Source organism: Lentimonas sp. CC4 (assembly GCF_902728235.1).
Classification (GTDB): domain Bacteria; phylum Verrucomicrobiota; class Verrucomicrobiia; order Opitutales; family Coraliomargaritaceae; genus Lentimonas.
Genome location: NZ_CACVBO010000001.1, coordinates 162,529 through 181,799, shown reverse-complemented (window position 1 = coordinate 181,799; position 19,271 = coordinate 162,529). Strand labels below are relative to the sequence as shown.

General features: G+C 50.8%; 18 protein-coding genes. 13 read left to right on the top strand and 5 right to left on the bottom strand.

The genetic code is table 11. The features are described from left to right. The 3 genes from GZZ87_RS00800 to GZZ87_RS00790 are packed head-to-tail and all read left to right on the top strand — an operon-like array spanning position 1 to position 2,305. Positions 1-678, top strand: a complete 678-nt coding sequence (locus GZZ87_RS00800; RefSeq protein ID WP_162027095.1) for a type II secretion system protein — start codon at positions 1-3, stop codon at positions 676-678. 13 nt (positions 679-691) lie between these two features. Further along, the gene (locus GZZ87_RS00795; protein ID WP_162030727.1) at positions 692-1,357 is read left to right on the top strand and encodes a prepilin-type N-terminal cleavage/methylation domain-containing protein; all 666 of its coding nucleotides are present in this window, start codon (positions 692-694) and stop codon (positions 1,355-1,357) included. 9 nt (positions 1,358-1,366) lie between these two features. After that, entirely contained in the window at positions 1,367-2,305 is a 939-nt protein-coding gene (locus GZZ87_RS00790) for a prepilin-type N-terminal cleavage/methylation domain-containing protein (RefSeq protein WP_162027093.1), read from the top strand. Between the two features lie 688 nt (positions 2,306-2,993). On the opposite strand, the gene chrA is transcribed toward GZZ87_RS00790, so the two are convergent. Continuing rightward, a complete protein-coding gene (gene chrA, locus GZZ87_RS00785) occupies positions 2,994-4,184 on the bottom strand; it encodes a chromate efflux transporter (RefSeq protein ID WP_162027092.1) in 1,191 nt (396 codons plus the stop codon). 418 nt (positions 4,185-4,602) lie between these two features. Between chrA and queF the strand changes: the two genes are divergently transcribed. Both queF and moaA read left to right on the top strand, forming a co-directional pair. Further along, positions 4,603-4,977: a preQ(1) synthase gene (queF, locus tag GZZ87_RS00780; protein ID WP_162027091.1), complete on the top strand. Its 375-nt coding sequence runs from the start codon at positions 4,603-4,605 to the stop codon at positions 4,975-4,977. A gap of 139 nt (positions 4,978-5,116) precedes the next feature. Then, a complete protein-coding gene (moaA, locus tag GZZ87_RS00775) occupies positions 5,117-6,121 on the top strand; it encodes a GTP 3',8-cyclase MoaA (protein ID WP_162027090.1) in 1,005 nt (334 codons plus the stop codon). A gap of 9 nt (positions 6,122-6,130) precedes the next feature. On the opposite strand, the gene GZZ87_RS00770 is transcribed toward moaA, so the two are convergent. After that, on the bottom strand, positions 6,131-6,358 hold the full coding sequence (locus tag GZZ87_RS00770) for a hypothetical protein (RefSeq protein ID WP_162027089.1): 228 nt from the start codon (positions 6,356-6,358) through the stop codon (positions 6,131-6,133). 946 nt (positions 6,359-7,304) lie between these two features. Then, on the bottom strand, positions 7,305-8,222 hold the full coding sequence (locus GZZ87_RS00765; RefSeq protein ID WP_162027088.1) for a LysR family transcriptional regulator: 918 nt from the start codon (positions 8,220-8,222) through the stop codon (positions 7,305-7,307). A 55-nt stretch (positions 8,223-8,277) separates the two neighbouring features. On the opposite strand from GZZ87_RS00765, the gene GZZ87_RS00760 reads away from it, so the two are divergent. The 5 genes from GZZ87_RS00760 (at position 8,278) to GZZ87_RS00740 (ending at position 14,350) form a co-directional block, all read left to right on the top strand. Next, entirely contained in the window at positions 8,278-9,363 is a 1,086-nt protein-coding gene (locus tag GZZ87_RS00760; RefSeq protein WP_162027087.1) for a CmpA/NrtA family ABC transporter substrate-binding protein, read from the top strand. 48 nt (positions 9,364-9,411) lie between these two features. After that, the gene (locus tag GZZ87_RS00755; protein ID WP_162027086.1) at positions 9,412-10,761 is read left to right on the top strand and encodes a CmpA/NrtA family ABC transporter substrate-binding protein; all 1,350 of its coding nucleotides are present in this window, start codon (positions 9,412-9,414) and stop codon (positions 10,759-10,761) included. Positions 10,762-10,883: 122 nt separating this feature from the next. Next, complete coding sequence (locus tag GZZ87_RS00750) at positions 10,884-12,512, top strand: ABC transporter permease (RefSeq protein ID WP_162027085.1); 1,629 nt, start codon at positions 10,884-10,886, stop codon at positions 12,510-12,512. Positions 12,513-12,554: 42 nt separating this feature from the next. Continuing rightward, complete coding sequence (locus GZZ87_RS00745) at positions 12,555-13,487, top strand: ABC transporter ATP-binding protein (protein ID WP_162027084.1); 933 nt, start codon at positions 12,555-12,557, stop codon at positions 13,485-13,487. 41 nt (positions 13,488-13,528) lie between these two features. Next, positions 13,529-14,350 carry an ABC transporter ATP-binding protein gene (locus GZZ87_RS00740; RefSeq protein ID WP_162027083.1) on the top strand — a complete coding sequence of 274 codons (822 nt, stop codon included), beginning with the start codon at positions 13,529-13,531 and terminating at the stop codon, positions 14,348-14,350. A gap of 241 nt (positions 14,351-14,591) precedes the next feature. On the opposite strand, the gene GZZ87_RS00735 is transcribed toward GZZ87_RS00740, so the two are convergent. Further along, positions 14,592-15,833, bottom strand: coding sequence for a pyrophosphate--fructose-6-phosphate 1-phosphotransferase (locus GZZ87_RS00735; RefSeq protein ID WP_162027082.1), 1,242 nt, complete (start codon positions 15,831-15,833; stop codon positions 14,592-14,594). A gap of 131 nt (positions 15,834-15,964) precedes the next feature. Continuing rightward, a complete protein-coding gene (locus GZZ87_RS00730) occupies positions 15,965-16,423 on the bottom strand; it encodes a hypothetical protein (RefSeq protein ID WP_244648162.1) in 459 nt (152 codons plus the stop codon). 429 nt (positions 16,424-16,852) lie between these two features. On the opposite strand from GZZ87_RS00730, the gene GZZ87_RS00725 reads away from it, so the two are divergent. The 3 genes from GZZ87_RS00725 (at position 16,853) to GZZ87_RS00715 (ending at position 19,213) form a co-directional block, all read left to right on the top strand. Beyond that, a complete protein-coding gene (locus GZZ87_RS00725) occupies positions 16,853-17,650 on the top strand; it encodes a ParA family protein (protein WP_162027081.1) in 798 nt (265 codons plus the stop codon). 64 nt (positions 17,651-17,714) lie between these two features. Continuing rightward, positions 17,715-18,641, top strand: coding sequence for a tyrosine recombinase XerC (locus GZZ87_RS00720; RefSeq protein ID WP_162027080.1), 927 nt, complete (start codon positions 17,715-17,717; stop codon positions 18,639-18,641). A gap of 20 nt (positions 18,642-18,661) precedes the next feature. Continuing rightward, entirely contained in the window at positions 18,662-19,213 is a 552-nt protein-coding gene (locus GZZ87_RS00715; RefSeq protein WP_162027079.1) for an MOSC domain-containing protein, read from the top strand. Positions 19,214-19,271: the final 58 nt, after the last annotated feature.

The following is a 19,271-nucleotide window of genomic DNA, read 5'->3' as shown; positions in this document are numbered from 1 at the left end:
ATGAATCAATCGAACTCCAAACGCGGATTTACGCTGATTGAACTACTGGTTGTTATCAGTATCATTCTGTTGGCATCCTCCATTATTTTCATCGGTGGTAACTCGGGGGGCGGTGCTTCGCTGAGTTCTTCGGTGCGCATTGTTTCCGGCATTGCTCAGGGGGCACGTGGTCAAGCGATTATGAAGAATGCGGAAACACTATTAATCATTAATAATGATCCGTCTGACTTGGATAAATATCGCCGACAATTTGGGATCATATATAAGGGGACAGATAGCACGGGCACTGAAGGCTGGATAGCTGCGACCCCAGGGACATTGCTGCCCGAGGGTATCTACTTTGATGCAACGACGAGCGAGTCAGAGTCCGGTGCGAATTGGAGTGCGACAAATCTGCCGCTAGACTATCCTAGAAAGTCCGCTCAGACGACAGGATCGACTGAATACCTGTATTACGAATTCAACAGTAATGGGACTTCAGCGAATGCAAATGCGTATCTAGTGCTACGAGCTGCGACTATGATCCCTAATGATCAAAACACTGAAGTCAGTCAGTTGAAGGTCTCAGAGGAAGATCAAGGCTTGAAAGCTGCGTTAATTTTTCGTCGTGCTGGCACCACCACTCCAGTTACATCGCCAGGAGCCATTCAAGCTTCGAGTTCTACTGAAATAGAATAATAATTACTTAGACATGAATAGACATATGAAGTCCTGTTTCTCACGCAACCGCTCTGGTGGCTTCAGCTTGATTGAGGTCGTATTGGCAATTGGTATTTTCTTGGTCACTGTGCTCGCATTAGTGGGTTTGCTAGCGCCGACCCTCAAGTCCGTCGATGAGGTCGAGAAGACCGACGAGGTGTCATCGATCGTGAATACGATCAATGCATTTTTGCAGAACTCCCCAGACATTGCACCGACTGGCTCTAGGTTTAATGCGATTTATGATGCGGTGGTGAATGATGGTTACGCGACGCTCCTTGTTTTTCGTGCCTATGATAACAATGACATCATTTCATTGAAGATTGGTTTTGTCGGTGAGACAGATACAACTGCCCAACTGTCGGCTGCCGATGTCTCTGACGGGACTAACATGCTAGCTGCGGGCACTGTTTACCGTGTCGTGTTGACGGCTTCTTCGGTGAATCCTAGCACAGAAATGACGGATGCAGGAGTGGGTAACTATCCGCGCTATACTATGTCTGAAACGAACCCTGAGCTTTACCCAGAAGGTTCCTTTGCGATGGAGGTGCGTATCTTTGCTGAAGAGCCTTCGTTGACCTATAACGCTACAAGTAACCTTGTGACGTTAAAGGCGTTAGAGCCGATCTTTACATATAACATGGCAATTGTTCGATAAGCTAACCGTATGAATACTTTATCTCATAGAACTCGTCGCACTGCGAAACGCGCCTTTACTCTGATCGAAATCATGGTGGCGACCGTTATCATGGTCATCCTCGTTGGTTTGGTTATTCAGATCACCAGTGAGGTGCTCAAGGTGTGGACTCGTTCCTCGGGCAAGCTTTCGGCAAATGCGGAAGCACGTATTGCGATGGATATGATCACGCAAGACTTAGAGACAGCAGTGTTTCGTAATAATGGGCAACAATGGTTGCGAGTGGATGGCCCTGAGACATTGGCCGCTGGCGCTCCCTATACTTCACAGACTGTGGCCTTGAAGTTGTTTACGCCTGCCTTGGATCGTGATAAACTTGAATCAGATGGAGTGACTGCGATTCCAGGAGATATTTGTGCCGTAGCCTATCGTTTGGCTTATCAGGAGTCGTATGATCAGAATGGTGTTGCTGCGGATGATCGGGTGAGCGTCTATGCCCTCTATCGATCAGTTGCACGCGCTGATGATACGTTTGATCTGTTAATGGGGAGTCGTAGCGATACCGCGAGTCCTCAACTTATTTTGGATGCTTCAGGTCCGAGTTTTTGGACTGAGACTAATATCACTGCGGCTGAGAATTATTTGGTATCCAACATTGTTGATTTTAAGGTGCTGATTTATGAAAACGATCCTACGGCAGCATCGACTGTTCCAGTGAATGTTGATGCCAATTTGAATTTGAGTGGTGATTATGCGTATGGTGGCACGGATGCGACTTTGACTGGAGGCACCTCACAGTTGCCATTGCTCTACGCGGATGTGATGCTGACAGTTGTTTCGGATGAAGGCTTGGAGTTGTTAAGTCTTCCGAGCTTGGCAGGTTCAGGCTACAATGACGTGGATGATGTTGTCCGTGAGCATGGGGATACCTACACTCGGCGCGTAAACTTCATGGCGCATCCTTTGTAAGGGCTTCGGCTTTTAAGATTCACTTTTTCAAAAACGCTTCTTTCACCGGAGGCGTTTTTTTGTGTATTTCGCGACTACCAGCGTAGAGGCTTTACTCGTCTCGTGACCATGAGCTTGTCGAATGGCGAAGACCACGAAAAGGCCACTTGCAGCGAAGTTTCGTAATGACCCACTTCGCTCGCGGCTGCCGCCCCTCGATGAACTCTTGGCTTCGAGACTGTCTAATACCATTTCTTGAAAATAATGCGCACATCGTGCATGACTTTCGAAGTCAACCACCTCCACCTTCGCCAAGGCTACGGCGGACAGGTCGGGCAACCGTCTACGCTCTCCGAGCTACGCCGGGTCAAGAGCCGACCACTCCACTTTCGGAAAGGAGGAGAGCTTTAAAACTCCTTCCCTTCGCAGGGAAGGAGCCGTTGATTTCTAACTTCACGACTCTCTGACTTATGTAGAAGGATATGCTGCCAAGGGGAGGTCACCCGCTTGCCGGGTGGGAGGGGTATTGATCATGTGCAAAATATATCAGAAACGGTATAAATAGTAAATAGCACCTCCCTCTACACCGCCTAGCTCACTTGGAAAATCAGATCGTCGATCAGGTATCAAACGACGAAGGGATAGCAGGTTCGGATTTAACCGCAGAGAGAAGTGTGAATGATTCACTTCAGCGTGCACACTCGTAGCACTATACCAGATTCACCAAATACCCACCTGCACCGCAGGTTAATACGACGAGCCAGGCGGGTGCTTTAAAGCGATAGAGTGCGATGAACGCGGCGGCGGCCAGGGTGGCATCAGGCCAGCGTTGTATACCGTGTGACCATACGGGGTTGACGAACGCCGCGGCTAGTAGGCCGACGACTGCAGCATTGGCTCCGATGAGCCCTGCTTGTGCCCACAGTTTGTTGCGAAATTGATTCCAGATTGGAATGAGTCCTCCCAGCAGCAGCATGCCTGGCAGGAAAATGGCGATTAGGGCGATCAGCCCGCCGATCCAGTGCGGATTCGTGGTTTGACTGGCAGTGCCGAGAAATGCTGAAAGTGTAAACAAGGGGCCAGGCATGGCTTGCACCGCACTGTAGCCAGCTAGGAAGTTGGACTCTGAGACGAGCCCGCTCGGCACGACACTATCGTATAGGAGTGGCAACATCACATGGCCGCCGCCAAAAACGAGAGCGCCCGCTTGATAGTTCATCGCATAGATGGCACCGGGTGCGTCGGCTGGAGTGAGTAGTGCGAATACTAGCAGGGCACTAAAGCCAATGATACCGATTAGCATCGTGCGGTGGCCTGCCATGGCTTCGCCGCCATGGAGTTCGGGTTTGTTTTGGGGCGATTGACGAAACAGGGCATTACCAATTGCGGCACCTAGTAAGATCACGCCGATTTGCATGAACGCGCTGGTGACACAGCTCACCAGCACTGCACTGAGTAGAGCGATGCCGATACGTGGAAAGTCGGGGCAAAGCTTTTTACCCATGTCGAGGATCGCTTTGGCGACGACTGCGACCGCTGCAATGAGTAGGCCATGGATGAAGGGCGTTGCGCCGTCGCTTAGCTCAGTGAGCCCATAGGCGAAGGCGATCATGATGAGCGCCGAAGGCATGGTGAAGCCCAACCATGCCGCGCAGGCGCCGGCTAGTCCGCCTCGATGCCAGCCGATGGCAAAGCCCAGTTGACTACTCGATGGGCCTGGCACGAATTGGCACAGTGCAAGCAGTTCAGCATAGTGTGCATCGGTCAGCCACTTGCGCCGACTGACGAATTCTTCCTTGTAGTAGCCGAAGTGCGCGACTGGTCCGCCGAAGGAGAGGCAACCGAGGCGAAGGTAGATCAGGAATATTTTAAGCGGAGAGAGCGGCTCTTGGGCGGGCATGCGGTGAAGTTAGAGCAGTTTCTCAGGTTGGTTCAAGGGCGGGGGGCGATTTTCTGGGTTATAATCGTAGTCCTACTTTTGATTTATAATTCGGAAAGTAGGGGCTTTGCTCGTCGAAGACCGCGTAGGTGAGAGGAGGTGGATGCGATCTGGGGCGGTGAAGCTCGGAATGTCTTGTTGCATTCGCGGTTCGCGCAAGCACGACCCCTGCTAAAGAATCATCCTAAAAAGATGAGTTGGAACCGCGAATAGACGCGAATTAACGCGAATTTAGGATCATGCACATAGACTGAATTCTAGCCCCTGGCTTTGGGGCTTCAATTTGTTCAACCTGACATCAATGAGAATCACACTTCTGACTTCTAGCGTCTCTTTCAGTGGTTGAACTTTTGCTGAGAACTCACACTGTCTCGGTTTTATGGACATCGAGACTTTCCCAAATCCAAATCAAGAGCGTAATTATACCATTCAGCATATTCAGGAGGAGTTTACTTCCACCTGCCCGATGACTGGTCATCCGGACTATGCCACGGTGGTGTTTAGCTACGCACCCGATGAGCTCTGCATTGAGCTGAAGGCGATGAAGCTCTACCTGCACGATTATCGCAATAAGGGGATTTTCTTCGAAGCGGCGACGAACAAGATCTTTGAAGATTTGTTTGAAGTGACCAAGCCGCGTTGGGCGCGCCTTGAGACAATCTGGCGTGGCCGCGGTGGTATTCGCTCAAACGTAATCGTTGAGTCGCAGCAAGATGGCTACGACGGCCCGAAGACTGTGCCGTTTGCGAGTTAATAGGAGTAACAGGCAGGAATGCCTGTTTCACTTTTGATGTGACGCAGGCATTCCTGCCTGTTTTTTCTAGCGAAGTGCTTTGGCGATTCTCGAAGATCCGTCTTGGCACTCTCTTTACTTTCTCTCATGTAAAGACTGAATGGTATTGGATAAAAGAGCTCGTGGCCTCACGGATTTGCGCATCTCGCTAACGGATCGCTGTAATTTGCGTTGCACGTATTGTATGCCGAAGGAGATCTTCGGTCCAGAGTATCAGTTTTTGCGTAAGCACGAGTGGCTGCGCTTTAGCGAATTGGATGATCTGGTCGAAGCGTTTGTTGCGTTGGGCGTGCGTAAGGTCCGCCTGACTGGTGGGGAGCCGCTGCTGCGTCCAGGGTTGGTGAAGTATATTCACGGGCTATCGAGGTTTTCTGGTTTAGAAGATATTGCGATTACCACCAATGGGCTTCGCCTTGCTGAGAAGGTGGCTGAGTTGAAAGAGGCAGGCTTGAATCGTGTCACAGTCAGCTTGGATGCGTTGGATGCAGAATTGTGTGGCTCGATTAATGGTCGTGGAATTGGACCGAAAGTGATTTTAGCGGGGATTGATGCTGCGTTAGCTGCCGGTCTTGGGGTGAAAGTCAATATGGTGGTGGAGCGTGGCATGAATTGCGGCGAGATCTTGCCGATGGCTCGCTATTTTAAAGACCTCGGTGTGTCGCTGCGTTTTATCGAATTTATGGATGTCGGTAATTGTAATGATTGGAAGCTGGATAAAGTCGTCAGTGGCCGTGAAATCTTGGATCTGATTCGTTCTGAATTTGATGTGGAGCCAGTCGATTTGACTTCGAATAACGAAGTCGCCAAGCGCTATCGTTATGCAGATGGCTCCGCAGAGTTCGGTTTGATTACTTCAGTGACACAGCCGTTCTGCGGAGGCTGCACGCGTGCGCGCATTTCAGCCGATGGGAAATTATATACCTGTCTCTTTGCGAGTGAGGGCTTAGATTTGAAAGCCTATATGCGCTCTGAATCTTACTCGAAGGAGGACTTATTTGCACGCCTCTCTAAGCATTGGCAGGTGCGTAGCGATCATTATTCCGAGATCCGCTCGTCGGGCACTGCGACGAAGTCTAAAATCGAAATGTCGTATATCGGCGGATGAGTCGCGAAGCTAGACGGCGAATTTACTGACGCGCATTATATTTAGTAACACGCATTCGGGAGGGGCGTGCTCCGCGCGCTGCGTCGTGCTGGCCTCTGGTTTAGTGCTGGGGTTGAGTGCACTGGCTCTGTGCTGTGGCTCGGCGGGCGGCAGCGTAGAACGCGGCAGGCAGCGGAGGCCCTCCTTCCCATATACGAAACGCATCCATTCGACTGCATTCGATGGCTCCGGATACATTAAACCCCACCGCTCCGAAGAGTGGTGGGGAGTCTGTTTTATACCTAATAAGTTACCCCTAACTTAACATATGAAAAAGTCATGTGTTACATGACGCTAAAGTAGTCCTCTGCCAGGGACAGAAGTTCCAAAGATTTTTATTTTATTTGTGGCAATGCTATGTCCCAGTCTACGACTGCGCCGCGTGTCGACGCTTTCGCTCACGCGCATTATATTTTATGCCCCGATTCGGGAGGGAAGAGCTCCGTCTCGTCTTACGTCGTGCTGGTGCTCTGGTTGAGTGCACTGGCTCTGTGCTGTGGCTCGGCGGGCGGCGCGGAGGCCATCCTTCCCATATACGACACGCATCCATTCGACTGCATTCGATGGCTCCAGATACATTAAACCCCACCGCTCCGAAGAGTAGTGGGGAGTCTGTTTTATACCTAATAAGTTACCCCTAACTTAACATATGAAAAAGTCATGTGTTACATGACGCTAAAGTAGTCCTCTGCCAGGGACAGAAGTTCCAAAGATTTTTATTTTAGTGGTGGCAATGCTATGTCCCAGTCTACGACTGCGCCGCGTGTCGACGCTTTCGCTCACGCGCATTATATTTTATGCCCCGATTCGGGAGGGACGAGCTCCGTCTCGTCTTGCGTCGTGCTGGTGCTCTGGCTGAGTGCACTGGCTCTGTGCTGTGGCTCCGCGGACGGCAGCGTAGAACGCGGCAGGCAGCGGAGGCCTTCCCTCCCATATACGACACGCATCCTTCGACTGTATTCGATGGCTCCAGATACATTAAACCCCACCGCTCCGAAGAGTGGTGGGGAGTCTGTTTTATACCTTATAAGTTACCCCTAACTTAACATATGAAAAAGTCATGTGTTACATGACGCTTACGTAGTCCTCTGTGCGGGGAAGAAGTTCCAAACATTCTTATTTTTATTGGTGGCAATGCTATTTACTAAGACTGCGCCAGCGGTATTGTATCCGCGACGGACTCGCAGATGCCTAGAAAGGTTTCTTCGGTGATGGAGAGTTTCTTCTCGTTGGCGTAGCAGATGCCCCATTCTCGTATGATTTTGTTGCGGCCGAATTTGATGCGAGTCAGGCTGCCACGAGTGACTTCGTTTTCTACGATCCACGAGGCGAGGAAGCTCACGCCATAATTAATCGCGATCAGTTCCTTGATTGCCTCCATGCTGCCGAGCTCAATGTAGTTCTGTAGCGCGAGCTTGTTCTGGCGGAAATACTGCTCAATAAGGCTGAAGGTATGGCTGCCTTTATTGTATAGAACGAGACGTTCTTGAGCAATTTCGTCCATTTTTACCGTTTTTTGTTGGGCAAAAGGGTGAATCGGAGAGGTCACTAACACCAGTTCATCGGAAAAAAGTGTTTTGACGATAATGTCTTTTACAGTGCCCGGTGAGACTACGACCGCTAAATCAATCTCATGTCGCCGCACCATTTCAAGTAGTTCAGGTGTGTCGGCCGGGGTAATGGTGAGCATGCAATCGGGGAAGCATTCATTGAACTCACGTAAGACGTTTGGCAGGATGTGTTGGCAGGCAGTCGTGCTCGCCCCAATGCGTAGGCGGCCTCTGCCTAAGTTGGCTCGATCTTGTATGCGGTTTCGAGCTGCTTCCATCTGATGGAGAATGGCTTGCGCATCTCTGTATAGCTCTTCGCCATCGTCTGTGATATGGATTTTTCGCCCTGTTCGTGTGACGAGTTGGCAGCGTAAATCTTCCTCCAGATTTTTTACGGAATGACTGATTGCAGACTGCGTGAGGCTTAGCTCGCGGGCTGTATCTGTGAAGCTGCCTGTTTGGACCAAGGTGCAGAATGCAAGGAGCTGTCGACTGTCGATTGTTTCTATCATGAATCTAATTCATTAACTTTAAGAATTCTATTGTTTCATTTATAATGGAATGGGCATGGTCAATGCTAAAAGTGCATTCCAGATGGAAGCACTTACTTCAGATTTTTCAATATCCTCACAACCTACGGCTGCAATACGCTTAGGTTATATTCGGCTCTTAGATGCTGCGCCGCTTATCGTGGCTGAGAGTTTAGGACTTTTTCGAGATGCCGGGTTGAACGTCGAACTGAAGCGTGAGGTGGGATGGGCGACAGTTCGAGATAAGCTGGCCTTTGGAGATTTGGATGTGTCTCAAGCACTGAGCCCGATGCCGTTCGTGATGCAATTAGGTATTGGTGTCGCACCAAGTAAAGTGATTACTGGGATGGTGCTTAGTTCTAATGGCAATGCCATTACACTGTCGAAGCAACTGTGTGAGGAAGGGGTGGAGTGTGGTGACAGTTTACGCCGCTATATTAAGAGTGGTTACCGCCCACGTAAGCTCGTGCTTGGTGTGGTGTCTCTCTATTCTTCGCATCACTTTATGCTCTGTCGTTGGTTAGAGGCACATGGCATTAATCCGAAGAAGGATGTGATCATTACAGTGTTACCTCCGGAGCAGGTGCTACGTAATTTACGGTCGGCGAATATTGATGGTTTCTGTGTGGGAGAACCATGGAACTCTGTTGCCGTGCAAGAGGGCTTTGGCTGGTGCCCTGCCACGAGTGAGCAAATTGCGAGTGGCTACCCAGAGAAAGTGTTGGCGACAACGGAGCGTTTTTATCACGAACGCCCAGAAGACTATTTACGTCTTATGGGAGTTTTAAGTGAGGCCTGTGCACTGTGTGATGCAGAGGAGCAGCGCACCGCTATTTTAAATATTCTATCGAAGCCCAACTATTTGAATTGCACACCAGAGGTGCTGGCACACGCATTTTCGTCATCCTTCCCGATGGGCGGTGGTCGCACGGCAGACGGTCCGTTCCTGCGGTTTAAGGGGGAGGATGTAAATCGGCCAGACCAAGCGCGAGCGAAGCAGGTGCTCAACGATCTTTCGAGATTTGTGCCACATGAAAAACTTCAAAGCGTTTCAAGAACCTTAAGCTCCCGTGTGTATCGGGAGGATATTTATGATCAGGCCATGAACCCGATCCTAAGCTAACTACCTACCTAAAATCGAAAACTGAGTAAAAAGAGATACAAACCAAAAATGGAAAAAATACTAACAAAATTATCAATAGCTACTGCTGCGATCTGTTTTTCGACGGGACTACAGGCTGAGATGCTTGATCTCGAAAAAGACGAACTGAAATTTGGATTTATCAAGCTAACTGACTGCGCACCGCTCGTCATCGCAAAGGAAAAAGGCTATTTCGAAGATGAAGGCCTACAGGTCGAAGTGACCGCGCAGCCAAACTGGAAACAGCTTCTAGACAACGTCATCAATGGCGAATTGGACGGTGCGCACATGCTCTCTGGTCAACCGATCGCAGCGACTATCGGATTTGGAACGAAGGCGCATATCGTGACCGCCTACACTTTGGATTTAAATGGTAATGCGATTACTGTATCCAATGATATCTGGAAGCAGATGCAGGAGAACGATCCCGCGCTTGATACAGATACCCCGCCACACCCCATCACTGCGGACTCGTTGAAGCCGATTGTCGAAGCAGCAAAGGACGAAGGGAAGCTTTTACCAATGGGCATGGTGTTTCCGGTCTCCACTCACAATTACGAGATCCGTTATTGGCTCGCCGCTGCAGGCATCAACCCTGGCATGTATACATCGACTGATATCAAAGGTTTCAGCGGTGGTGATATCGAGCTTTCCACCACACCTCCACCACAGATGCCTGCGACACTCGAGTCTGGTAAGAACGTCGCTTATTGCGTCGGTGAGCCATGGAATCAGCAAGCCGTTGCTAAGGGAATCGGTGTGCCAGTGGTCACCAACTATGACATATGGAAGAATAATCCAGAGAAGGTCTTTGGTGTGACAAAGAAGTGGGCGGATGAAAATCCAAACACACATATCGCAGTCGTGAAGGCGCTCATCCGTGCGGGTAAGTGGCTCGATGAGACAGATGCCTCTGGCAAACTCGTCAACCGCGAAGAGGCCTGCCGTATCTTGTCTCAAAAGAACTACGTGGGTGCGGACTACGATGTTTTGAAAGCATCGATGACTGGCTACTTCTACTTCCAGAAGAGCGACAAGCGCGACATGCCTGATTTCAACGTCTTCTTTAAATACCAATCCACATACCCATGGTATTCGGATGGTGTTTGGTTCCTCACACAGATGCGCCGTTGGGGCCAAATCACTGAAGCTAAGTCGGCTGAGTGGTATGCCGAAACTGCTAAGTCAGTGTATCAGCCAGCAGTTTACTTAGATGCTGCGAAGCACTTGCTCGAAGAGGGCTACATCGAAGAGAGCGACATCCCTTGGGAGACTGATGGCTATAAAGCGCCAACAAGCGACTTCATTGATGGTATCGAATACGACGGTAAGGATCCAATCGGTTACCTTAACTCACATACGATCGGTAACAAAGACTAATTCTTATTGAGGACGCTGCTACTAACCAGCTAACCACCGCCTCCTTCCCTATGGGAAGGGGGCTTTTTGGGTGAAGCCACCGAGCTTCCACTACAAGACACCTTAATTAGACAATAAATACTATGGCTGAGAAAACCTCAGATAAAATTAAATACCGTATCTTACGGTTCCTCGATGTAACTGGCTTTGCCGTATTCGACCCCATTGTGCGCTTGTGCTTTGGGGAAGAGCCGAAGAAGCAGGTTGAGGCGATTATGAAGTTTATCGTCGTCCCCATCTTTTTCATCTGCTTCTGCGTATGGATCTGGTGGACGGTTGCTCCTCAACATAAGACAAAGTCAGGCGAAGTGCCGACTCCGGATATTGTGATGGATTCGGCTGCGATTAATCATCAATTTGCTTACCGCGAAGATACCAAAGAGTCGGACTTCCTGCTCGTCGGAGAAGAGCGCGAATCGACACTTGCTGCCGTGCAAGAGAAAATCGAAGCGGACATGATCATTCTCTCTAAACGAGAAGAAGAATTAGCAAAGCATGAAGCTGCATATACCGCACAGTTGGAGAAACGCCTAGCACCGCTACAATCAGAGCTCGATGCGCTTAAAGAGAAGAGCCGTGCGAGTGCGGCCGAACAGAAGGCATTAATTGCGGCAGAAGCCGAAAAGATAGAAGCTGGCGCAGGATCGTCTGAAGCGTTGATCGCAGCGATTCGTGCGGAGTCTGTTGCGAAGGATGCCACCCGTGCCGCGGAGACAATTCTTAAAGATCAAATCGATGTGATCCGAGGTGAGAAATATAAGCCGAGAGAAGATGCACGCTTAGCGGTGAATGCGATTGCGGATGAGGTGCAGTTCTTGAACAAGCGTGTCGATATGCTGACTAGTTCGAATCGTAGTATGAAGGTTGCCGAAGCCAATGAGAAGTTGGCCGCTAGCGAAGCGAAACTTGCCGAAGCAACTAGTGCGAAAGCCGCGTTGTCTGAAGCGAAGCGGGTGGTGCGGGCTGAAGATTCGATTGAACGCTTGGAGAGTCAGCAGTATGCGAAAGCGATGACTGTCTATCTACAGGTGAAGCGTAGTTTGTTCACAGTTTTCGTCGGGTTCATCGTCGCCGCGGTGATTGCGATTCCAGTCGGTATCTTGTGTGGCCTTAGCCGTATCGCGATGGCCTGTTTGACGCCGATCATTTCGATCTTTAAGCCCGTCTCGCCTGTGGTGTGGTTGCTTATTTTCCAGATCGTGATCGGTGCTTTCTTCCTCGATCCAGAATCACATCCACTCTTCCTCTTCTTTAATAGTTTGCCGATTATTAGTGAGCTTGGAATCAATCCGGCATTGATCTTCTCCGGCTGCACGGTGGCAATGTGTGCGGTCTGGCCGGCGCTCGTTAATACCGCGCTCGGTGTGGCTTCGATCGACAAGGACCACATTAATGTGGCACGTGTGCTGAAGCTCAGCTTCTGGGAGCGTTTGACTAAGATCATCATTCCCTCTGCGATGCCGCTCGTATTCGCTGGTCTGCGTATCTCGCTCGGTGTGGGCTGGATGGTATTGATCGCGGCGGAAGCACTGTCCTCTTCGGACGGCCTGGGTAAGTTCGTATGGGATGAGTATCAAAATGGTTCTTCGTTCTCCTTTGCCAACATCATCTACGCCTGCTTCGTAGTCGGTATCATCGGGTTCTTCTTGGACCGTATGATGATCGTGCTGCAACGCTTTGTCTCCTTCGACGACGGCGGCACATCACTCTAGTGCATTTCCTAATTCTCAATTCCTAATTCTTAATTTTAGAAAATGTCTTACTTAGAAATAGATAACGCGAGTATTGGATTCGGCCCGCCGAATAATCGCACCGAGGTGCTGACAAATGTGAATCTGTCGGTCGAGGAAAATGAATTTGTCGCAATCGTTGGATTTTCCGGCGCTGGTAAGTCGACACTCATTTCACTGCTGGCTGGTTTGACACAGCCGGACAAAGGTGAGATCCGCATCGGTGGCAAGGTGATCAAGGAGCCATCGCCACGTCTGGGGATCATGTTTCAAAACTACTCACTGCTGCCATGGCTGACGGTTTACGAAAATGTCGCACTCGCGGTAAAGCAGGTCTTTACCGATTATAGCAAAGCCGAACTGCGCGAGCATGTTGAGAAATATGTGGCGATGGTGAGCCTCACGCCGGCATTGGATAAGAAGCCATCGGAGCTCTCCGGCGGTATGCGCCAACGCGCATCGTTGGCGCGCACCTTGGCGATGAAGCCTGAAGTCTTGCTACTCGATGAGCCGCTCTCCGCACTGGATGCGCTGACGCGTGCCGTCATTCAAGATGAAATTATTCGCATCTGGGAAGACGATAAGCGCACCATCGTGATGATTACCAATGACGTGGATGAAGCCGTGTTGATGGCCGATCGTATTGTGCCATTGACGATGGGGCCGAGTGCGACGCTCGACACTCCGTTTCCGGTCAATCTAGAGCGTCCTCGCAATCGCACCACGTTGAATACCAATCCGGAGTTTCGCCGCCTGCGTAATGACATCTCCAAATACATGGTAAACTTAAACGAGGAGTCGAAGTCTTTGAGTGATAGTGACGACGTTGTGGATCTACCAGATGTCATGCCCATCGATTTCTCCGTGTATCCATTACAGCCAGCGAAGGGACGTCGTCGCTCGGCTTTAGCGAAAGTGGCGAAGATCATCGATCGTGAGACCACATTCTTTAAATAGCACTGAAGATTCAGTGATCAGTTATTACTTATTAACGCATTATGAACTTAGACGAACGTTACGTAGAAATCTCAAATTTAGTAAAAGCTTACCCAAACCCTTTTGGCGACGAAATCAAAGTCGTCGATGGCTTTGACCTAAAGGTGCCACGCGGTGATGTCGTGTCGATTATTGGTCACTCTGGCTGTGGTAAATCCACGGTGCTCAACATGATTGCTGGGTTGATCCCTTATTCAGCTGGAGGCATCGTGGTCGCAGGCAAAGAAATTGACGGCCCAGGGCCTGACCGTGCGGTGGTGTTTCAGGCACCGTGCTTATTGCCGTGGATGACGTCCTTTCAAAACGTAATGCTCGGAGTGAAGCGCAGCTATCCGCATGCGACGAAGGCAGAGCGCAACTCCGTGGTGGAGGCGTCGCTGGTCATGGTTGGTTTGAAGGATTCGATGCACAAGTATCCTCGAGAAATGTCGGGTGGTATGCAGCAGCGCGTTGGCATTGCTCGAGCGATTGCGTTGAAGCCACGTATGTTACTGCTTGATGAACCGCTTGGTCGTCTGGATTCGCTCACACGAATGGAGCTACAAGATGTGATCTTACGAATTCTAGATAAAGAGAAGATTACCACCATGATTATTACGCACGATCCCGATGAGGCGGTGTATATGTCTGACCGTATTTGCATGATGACCAACGGGCCGCATGCGAAAGTGGGGGAGATTATGGAGATCGACTTTGAGCGTCCGCGCGATCGCGCCGAGATCGTGGAGACAGACTTGTTTTACGATTATCGCCGCCGCTTGCTAGCATTCCTCGACGACTGCGAGCATGAGAAGGCGCAGCGCAAGAAGCAGAAGGCTGGGTAGTGGGTTAAATGTTCGTTCCTTCAGCTACTGATGGGATGTAAGGGGGCTGCTTGCGGCACTAGCGAGCGTAGGAGGCGTTATATAACTTCGTGGGCTTGTGACCTTTGCGCGGTCTTCGCCATTCGACAAGCTCATGGTCACGAGACGAGCAAAGCCCCTACGTGGCGCTATGTTCCAACACAAAAAAAAGCCGGAACCCGTTACGGGTTCCGGCTTGGAAATGTTCTGTCCTAGTCAGTGCTTAGTGACCTGCCTTCGCGATGTTCGCGCCCTTCGGTTGGCCAATCGCATCGAGTAGTTCACCGAACCAAGGAGTGTCGATGTTGAATGGCTTGCCGCCTGCGATGCGTGGAAACTCGATGGCACGCAGGATGTTGCGGTCATCTTCGTCGTGGCCGATAACGCCGCTTTCACCAACGACGGCACAGTCCACAGCAAGGTCGGTGCAGCTCTTGATCAAGCGGATGTCTTCCTTATTCGCAGGTGCTGCGCGTGCGAAGTAGCCGCTCTTTTGAACGAGCACCTTTTCGGCATCGAGCATCTTAGCGAATTGCTCGCCGAACCATTTGCCTGGGTTGACTGCGTCTAGTTTGACGTGGCCAAACGCGTCGCGTGGCACTTCTTCGCCTGCGGCTTCCATTTCTTTGATGATCGTTTCAACGCCAGCGCCTTCGGAGATGAAGATGTTTACGTTGTCGTGCTCATCCATGACTGCCTTGAGGCGTGCGGCTTCGGCTTGAATGTCGACGTCCATTTCAGGGATGAAGATGGCGTGCACCTCTTTGCGAGCGGCGCTGAGTCCAATGGCATCGGCCCATTCCATTGCGTCGAGGCGCTTGCGATATACATCGGCAGTGGCGGCAGTGAGCCAACCGCAGTTGCGGCCCATGACTTCGTGGATGATGAGCATGCGTGGGTTGGCATTATGCTCGGCCACCACGTTTTCGAAATATTTAGCACCTTCTTCAGCAGCAGTCCATGCGCCTAAGCTTTGAGCAATGGGGAAGACGTCGTTATCGATCGTCTTCGGCAGGCCAACTACGGTGAGTGCGTAGTCATTCTCAGCTAAGTATGCGGCCAGGTCGGCTGCGGTGGTGTTGGTGTCGTCGCCACCGATGGTGTGGAGGACGTCCACATTGTCTTTAGTGAGCTGGTCTGCTGCGACTTTAAGAGGATCTTCGCCTTCTGTGACTAGACCACGCTTGATGCAGTCTTCGACATTGGTGAGCTTGACGCGGCTGTTGCCGATCGGGCTGCCGCCGTGATCGTGCAGTGTGCCTGCGTTTGCGCGAATCTCTTCGGTTACTTGAATGCTGTCGCCTTGGAGGAGACCTTTGTATCCGCTACGATAACAAATGATTTCAATGTCTGGATACAGTTCAGTATAGCGTTCGATCAGACCCCCGACTGCGGAAGACAGGCAGGGTGCGAGGCCGCCCGCTGTGAGGAGGGCGACTTTTTTGACGGATTTTGTTTCAGTCATAGTTTTCTTGATGTTTTGAGATGAAAAAGAAGCCCCAGATGTTGGGTGTCTTCCGGTGGCATGCAAACCTAGATCGCCTGTTTCGGCCGATTGGCTCATATTGCCGTGTGGCTAATGGCGGTGATTAGATCTCAGTCGCACGGGGAGGGCTTACCTTCGGATTCTCGATAGTATTTGACGAGTTTGTCGCTGACGAGTCGTTGCTCTTCCAACGTGAGGGCTTGGTATTTGCGCTCGTAGCTCCATCCGTATCCCCATCGATACCAATTATAAAAGTAGGGGCTGCCGCCAAAACGCACCCCGTGATACATGGCTTCGGCTAGAACGGCATCGCCTGTTTTTGCTAGCACGCAATCTCTTAGTTTCTGGTCGGCTTCGAGGCGTTGCGCTTTGGTGCCTCCCTGCCAATATGCGATGTCATGCTCTAGGCAACAATCGCACCAGTCATCTGTGTTGATGAGGGAGCGGTCAGGGAAGAGTGAGCAGCCATCACTTGTGAAGTCCTTTAAGGCCTGTGGGTCACTCTTGCAGCCTACGCTGAGGAGTATGCATATCAGAGGAGTGAGGCAGTGTCGCAGTCGATGTAGCATCTTTGAAATGCAGTGGGAGAACTGGGAAATCGCAAGGTTAAGAGTCGAGCGCATTGCATATTAATTGTAGCACCAAAGGTGCGTCCTATGTCAGCCTAGGGCAACGCCCTAGGATTTGAATCAACCACCTCCTGAGCCCTGAAAGGGCGACTTAATCGCGCAAAGGCTTGGACTATCGAATAGAGCGCCCTTTCAGGGCTAGCTGTCTGGGGCTTAAATTCCCGGGGCGTTGCCCCGGGCTGATATAGGTTGCCCCTTTGGGACGAGAAATCATGCAAATTGCAAATATGACAATCTAGTTTTCTGCTTAACGGTTATATCATTTTTAATATGCAATGGCATTGAGGTTAAGAGTCGCGTTTATTGCGATTTTACGGCGGTTTTTTCTTTCTGCTCGACGGACAGTGAGGGGGAGCTATCACTGTGGGCATGTGTGCCATGGTATTTACAATTGCGAATCAAAAGGGGGGAGTCGGTAAGACGACGACAGCGATTAATCTCAGCTATGCCCTAGCAGATCAGGGAGTTCGGACGGTGTTGGTGGATCTAGACCCACAGGCAAATGCAACGAGTGGGCTCGGGTTGGAGAAGCTCGAAGGCGGCAGTTTGTATGGACCACTGTGTGGTGAAGGCACGGCGCTTGAAAAGGTGCAACCTGTCGGTGCCAACGATAATTTGTTCATGATCCCGTCCGAGGTCGACATGGCTGCGATCGAGATCGAGCTCATTCAGCGTGACAATTATTTGGTGCAATTGCGTGAGTGCTTAGCGCCGCTGCGTGCATCAGGTGATTATGATGCGATCATTTTGGACTGCCCACCAGCGTTGGGAATGTTGTCGATGAATAGTTTGGCTGCGGCGGATTATTTGCTGATCGCACTGCAATGCGAGTATCTGGCGATGGAAGGATTGGGGCAGATTTTGAAGGTCGTCGATAAATTGCGCGAAGCTGGTGTGAATGATGACTTGGCGCTTGGTGGTATTTTGATGACCATGTTTGATCAACGCACGAATTTGGCTCATCAGGTGGTGGGCGAGGTGCGTAATCACTTCGACGACAAGGTATTCCGCTCGATGATTCCGCGTTCCATTCGTTTGAGCGAAGCGCCGAGTTTTGGACAATCGATTTTTGAATATGATCCGAATAGCAGTGGTGCGAATGCGTATCGCTATCTTGCCGAAGAGGTGATCGAGCGTTTCTCGCTGGGTAACAGGAAGAAAAAGTAAGTCTAAATCAAAAGCGACAAGAGTGTCGCTTCAACGGTAGGTCGTGAGTTAGGTTGTTTAAGTTATGGCAAAATCTGAACCGGCTCCAAATATTCCTGCTCTGAATGATTTCTGTGATCATTTGACGCTGGAGCGCCGTGTGTCCGTCTATACGGTTCGCAACTATCGTGCTGCAGTGGAGGACTTTGTGACTTGGCTGTCAGGGCGTGGTAAATGGACCGACGATTTCGCAGCGGTGCGTCCGCTGGATGTGCGTTCTTACTTGATCGATGAGGGGCGACGACTCGCGCGGCGCACTTTGCATAACCATGTATCAGGCTTGCGCGCATTTTATTTGTATCTGCGCAAGCAGGGGGTGGTCGAATCGAACCCATTCACTGGGGTGACGCTGCCGAAATTGAGTAAGCCGCTGCCAAAGTTTTTAACCGAATCTCAGATGCGGGCATTGTTGAATGCGCCGCTGAAGTTGTGGAAGGATGGTAAGCTCGGTGAGTTTGAAGCGTTTCGGGATAGTTTGATTTTGGAACTGTTGTATGGCGGTGGTTTGCGCGTGAGTGAATTGTGCGGGCTCAACCATGGGCAGATTGATGTGGAGCAAGGAGTCGCACGTGTGCTTGGTAAAGGGCGCAAGGAGCGGTTGTGTCCACTGGGGCCTGTGGCAACTCGGTGTTTGAGTGACTTTATTGATCGGTTTCATTTGTCGGCCGATCTGAATGCAGCAGTGATCTGTCAACGCAATGGTCGCCGGATGGAACCGCGTCAGGTGCAGAAATTGCTCAAAACACATCTCGCTGCTGCAGAACTGCCGTTGGATATGACGCCGCATAAGTTGAGGCATTCCTTTGCGACGCATATGTTGGATAATGGTGCAGACTTGCGGACGGTGCAGGAGCTGCTCGGGCATGCCAATTTATCAACTACTCAAATCTACACACACGTGTCGATCGCTCGACTGAAGGAGGCGCATAAGCAGGCGCATCCACGGGCCTAATTCGTGGAAAACTTAAAAGTATGAATGTCGGACAGTATGATCGAGCAGTGCAGTTGGCACGTGCGGCACCAGTTGGAATCGGGCGAGTTGAGTATTTAATGAATCGCCCGTCGGAAGGGGTGCATGTGCCAGTCGACGAACTGTATTTGGATGTTGAAACCGGTATTTGTGGCGATCGCTGGCGTGATACTGCATGGATGCGCTTACCTGACGGGCGGCCAGATCCACGTGTGCAGGTCAGCCTTACAAATACACGAGTCATTCGTGCCTTCACGGGGGAGGATGCTGATTCGCACTACCAATGTGGCGATAATTTCTATGTGGATATTAATCTGACTGAGGCGCATTTACCGGTTGGTTCCTTGATTGAAATTGGCGATGCGATTCTGGAAGTTAGCGATGTGGAGAACGACGCTTGTGGGAAATTCGCTCAGCGCTTCGGCGTGGAGGCGTTTCAATGTGTGCGCCAAGCCGAGCACTTGCCGCTTCGATTGCGCGGGATTTTCTGTGCGATCCGGCAGTCGGGGCGTGTGCGAATTGGTGATCGTGTTCATGTCGACCGGCAGGATTGAGGGTTGCGCACAAAAAAGGCGGTGGCTCTTAGAGAGCCACCGCTTTTTTGTTGAATGC

Bases quoted from the DNA above. Each gene is read 5' to 3' on its own strand.
- GZZ87_RS00800 (WP_162027095.1), top strand. From the start codon at position 1: ATGAATCAATCGAACTCCAAACGCGGATTTACGCTGATTGAACTACTG.
- GZZ87_RS00795 (WP_162030727.1), top strand. From the start codon at position 692: ATGAATAGACATATGAAGTCCTGTTTCTCACGCAACCGCTCTGGTGGC.
- GZZ87_RS00790 (WP_162027093.1), top strand. From the start codon at position 1,367: ATGAATACTTTATCTCATAGAACTCGTCGCACTGCGAAACGCGCCTTT.
- chrA (WP_162027092.1), bottom strand. From the start codon at position 4,184: ATGCCCGCCCAAGAGCCGCTCTCTCCGCTTAAAATATTCCTGATCTAC.
- queF (WP_162027091.1), top strand. From the start codon at position 4,603: ATGGACATCGAGACTTTCCCAAATCCAAATCAAGAGCGTAATTATACC.
- moaA (WP_162027090.1), top strand. From the start codon at position 5,117: ATGGTATTGGATAAAAGAGCTCGTGGCCTCACGGATTTGCGCATCTCG.
- GZZ87_RS00770 (WP_162027089.1), bottom strand. From the start codon at position 6,358: ATGTATCCGGAGCCATCGAATGCAGTCGAATGGATGCGTTTCGTATAT.
- GZZ87_RS00765 (WP_162027088.1), bottom strand. From the start codon at position 8,222: ATGATAGAAACAATCGACAGTCGACAGCTCCTTGCATTCTGCACCTTG.
- GZZ87_RS00760 (WP_162027087.1), top strand. From the start codon at position 8,278: ATGGTCAATGCTAAAAGTGCATTCCAGATGGAAGCACTTACTTCAGAT.
- GZZ87_RS00755 (WP_162027086.1), top strand. From the start codon at position 9,412: ATGGAAAAAATACTAACAAAATTATCAATAGCTACTGCTGCGATCTGT.
- GZZ87_RS00750 (WP_162027085.1), top strand. From the start codon at position 10,884: ATGGCTGAGAAAACCTCAGATAAAATTAAATACCGTATCTTACGGTTC.
- GZZ87_RS00745 (WP_162027084.1), top strand. From the start codon at position 12,555: ATGTCTTACTTAGAAATAGATAACGCGAGTATTGGATTCGGCCCGCCG.
- GZZ87_RS00740 (WP_162027083.1), top strand. From the start codon at position 13,529: ATGAACTTAGACGAACGTTACGTAGAAATCTCAAATTTAGTAAAAGCT.
- GZZ87_RS00735 (WP_162027082.1), bottom strand. From the start codon at position 15,833: ATGACTGAAACAAAATCCGTCAAAAAAGTCGCCCTCCTCACAGCGGGC.
- GZZ87_RS00730 (WP_244648162.1), bottom strand. From the start codon at position 16,423: ATGCTACATCGACTGCGACACTGCCTCACTCCTCTGATATGCATACTC.
- GZZ87_RS00725 (WP_162027081.1), top strand. From the start codon at position 16,853: ATGTGTGCCATGGTATTTACAATTGCGAATCAAAAGGGGGGAGTCGGT.
- GZZ87_RS00720 (WP_162027080.1), top strand. From the start codon at position 17,715: ATGGCAAAATCTGAACCGGCTCCAAATATTCCTGCTCTGAATGATTTC.
- GZZ87_RS00715 (WP_162027079.1), top strand. From the start codon at position 18,662: ATGAATGTCGGACAGTATGATCGAGCAGTGCAGTTGGCACGTGCGGCA.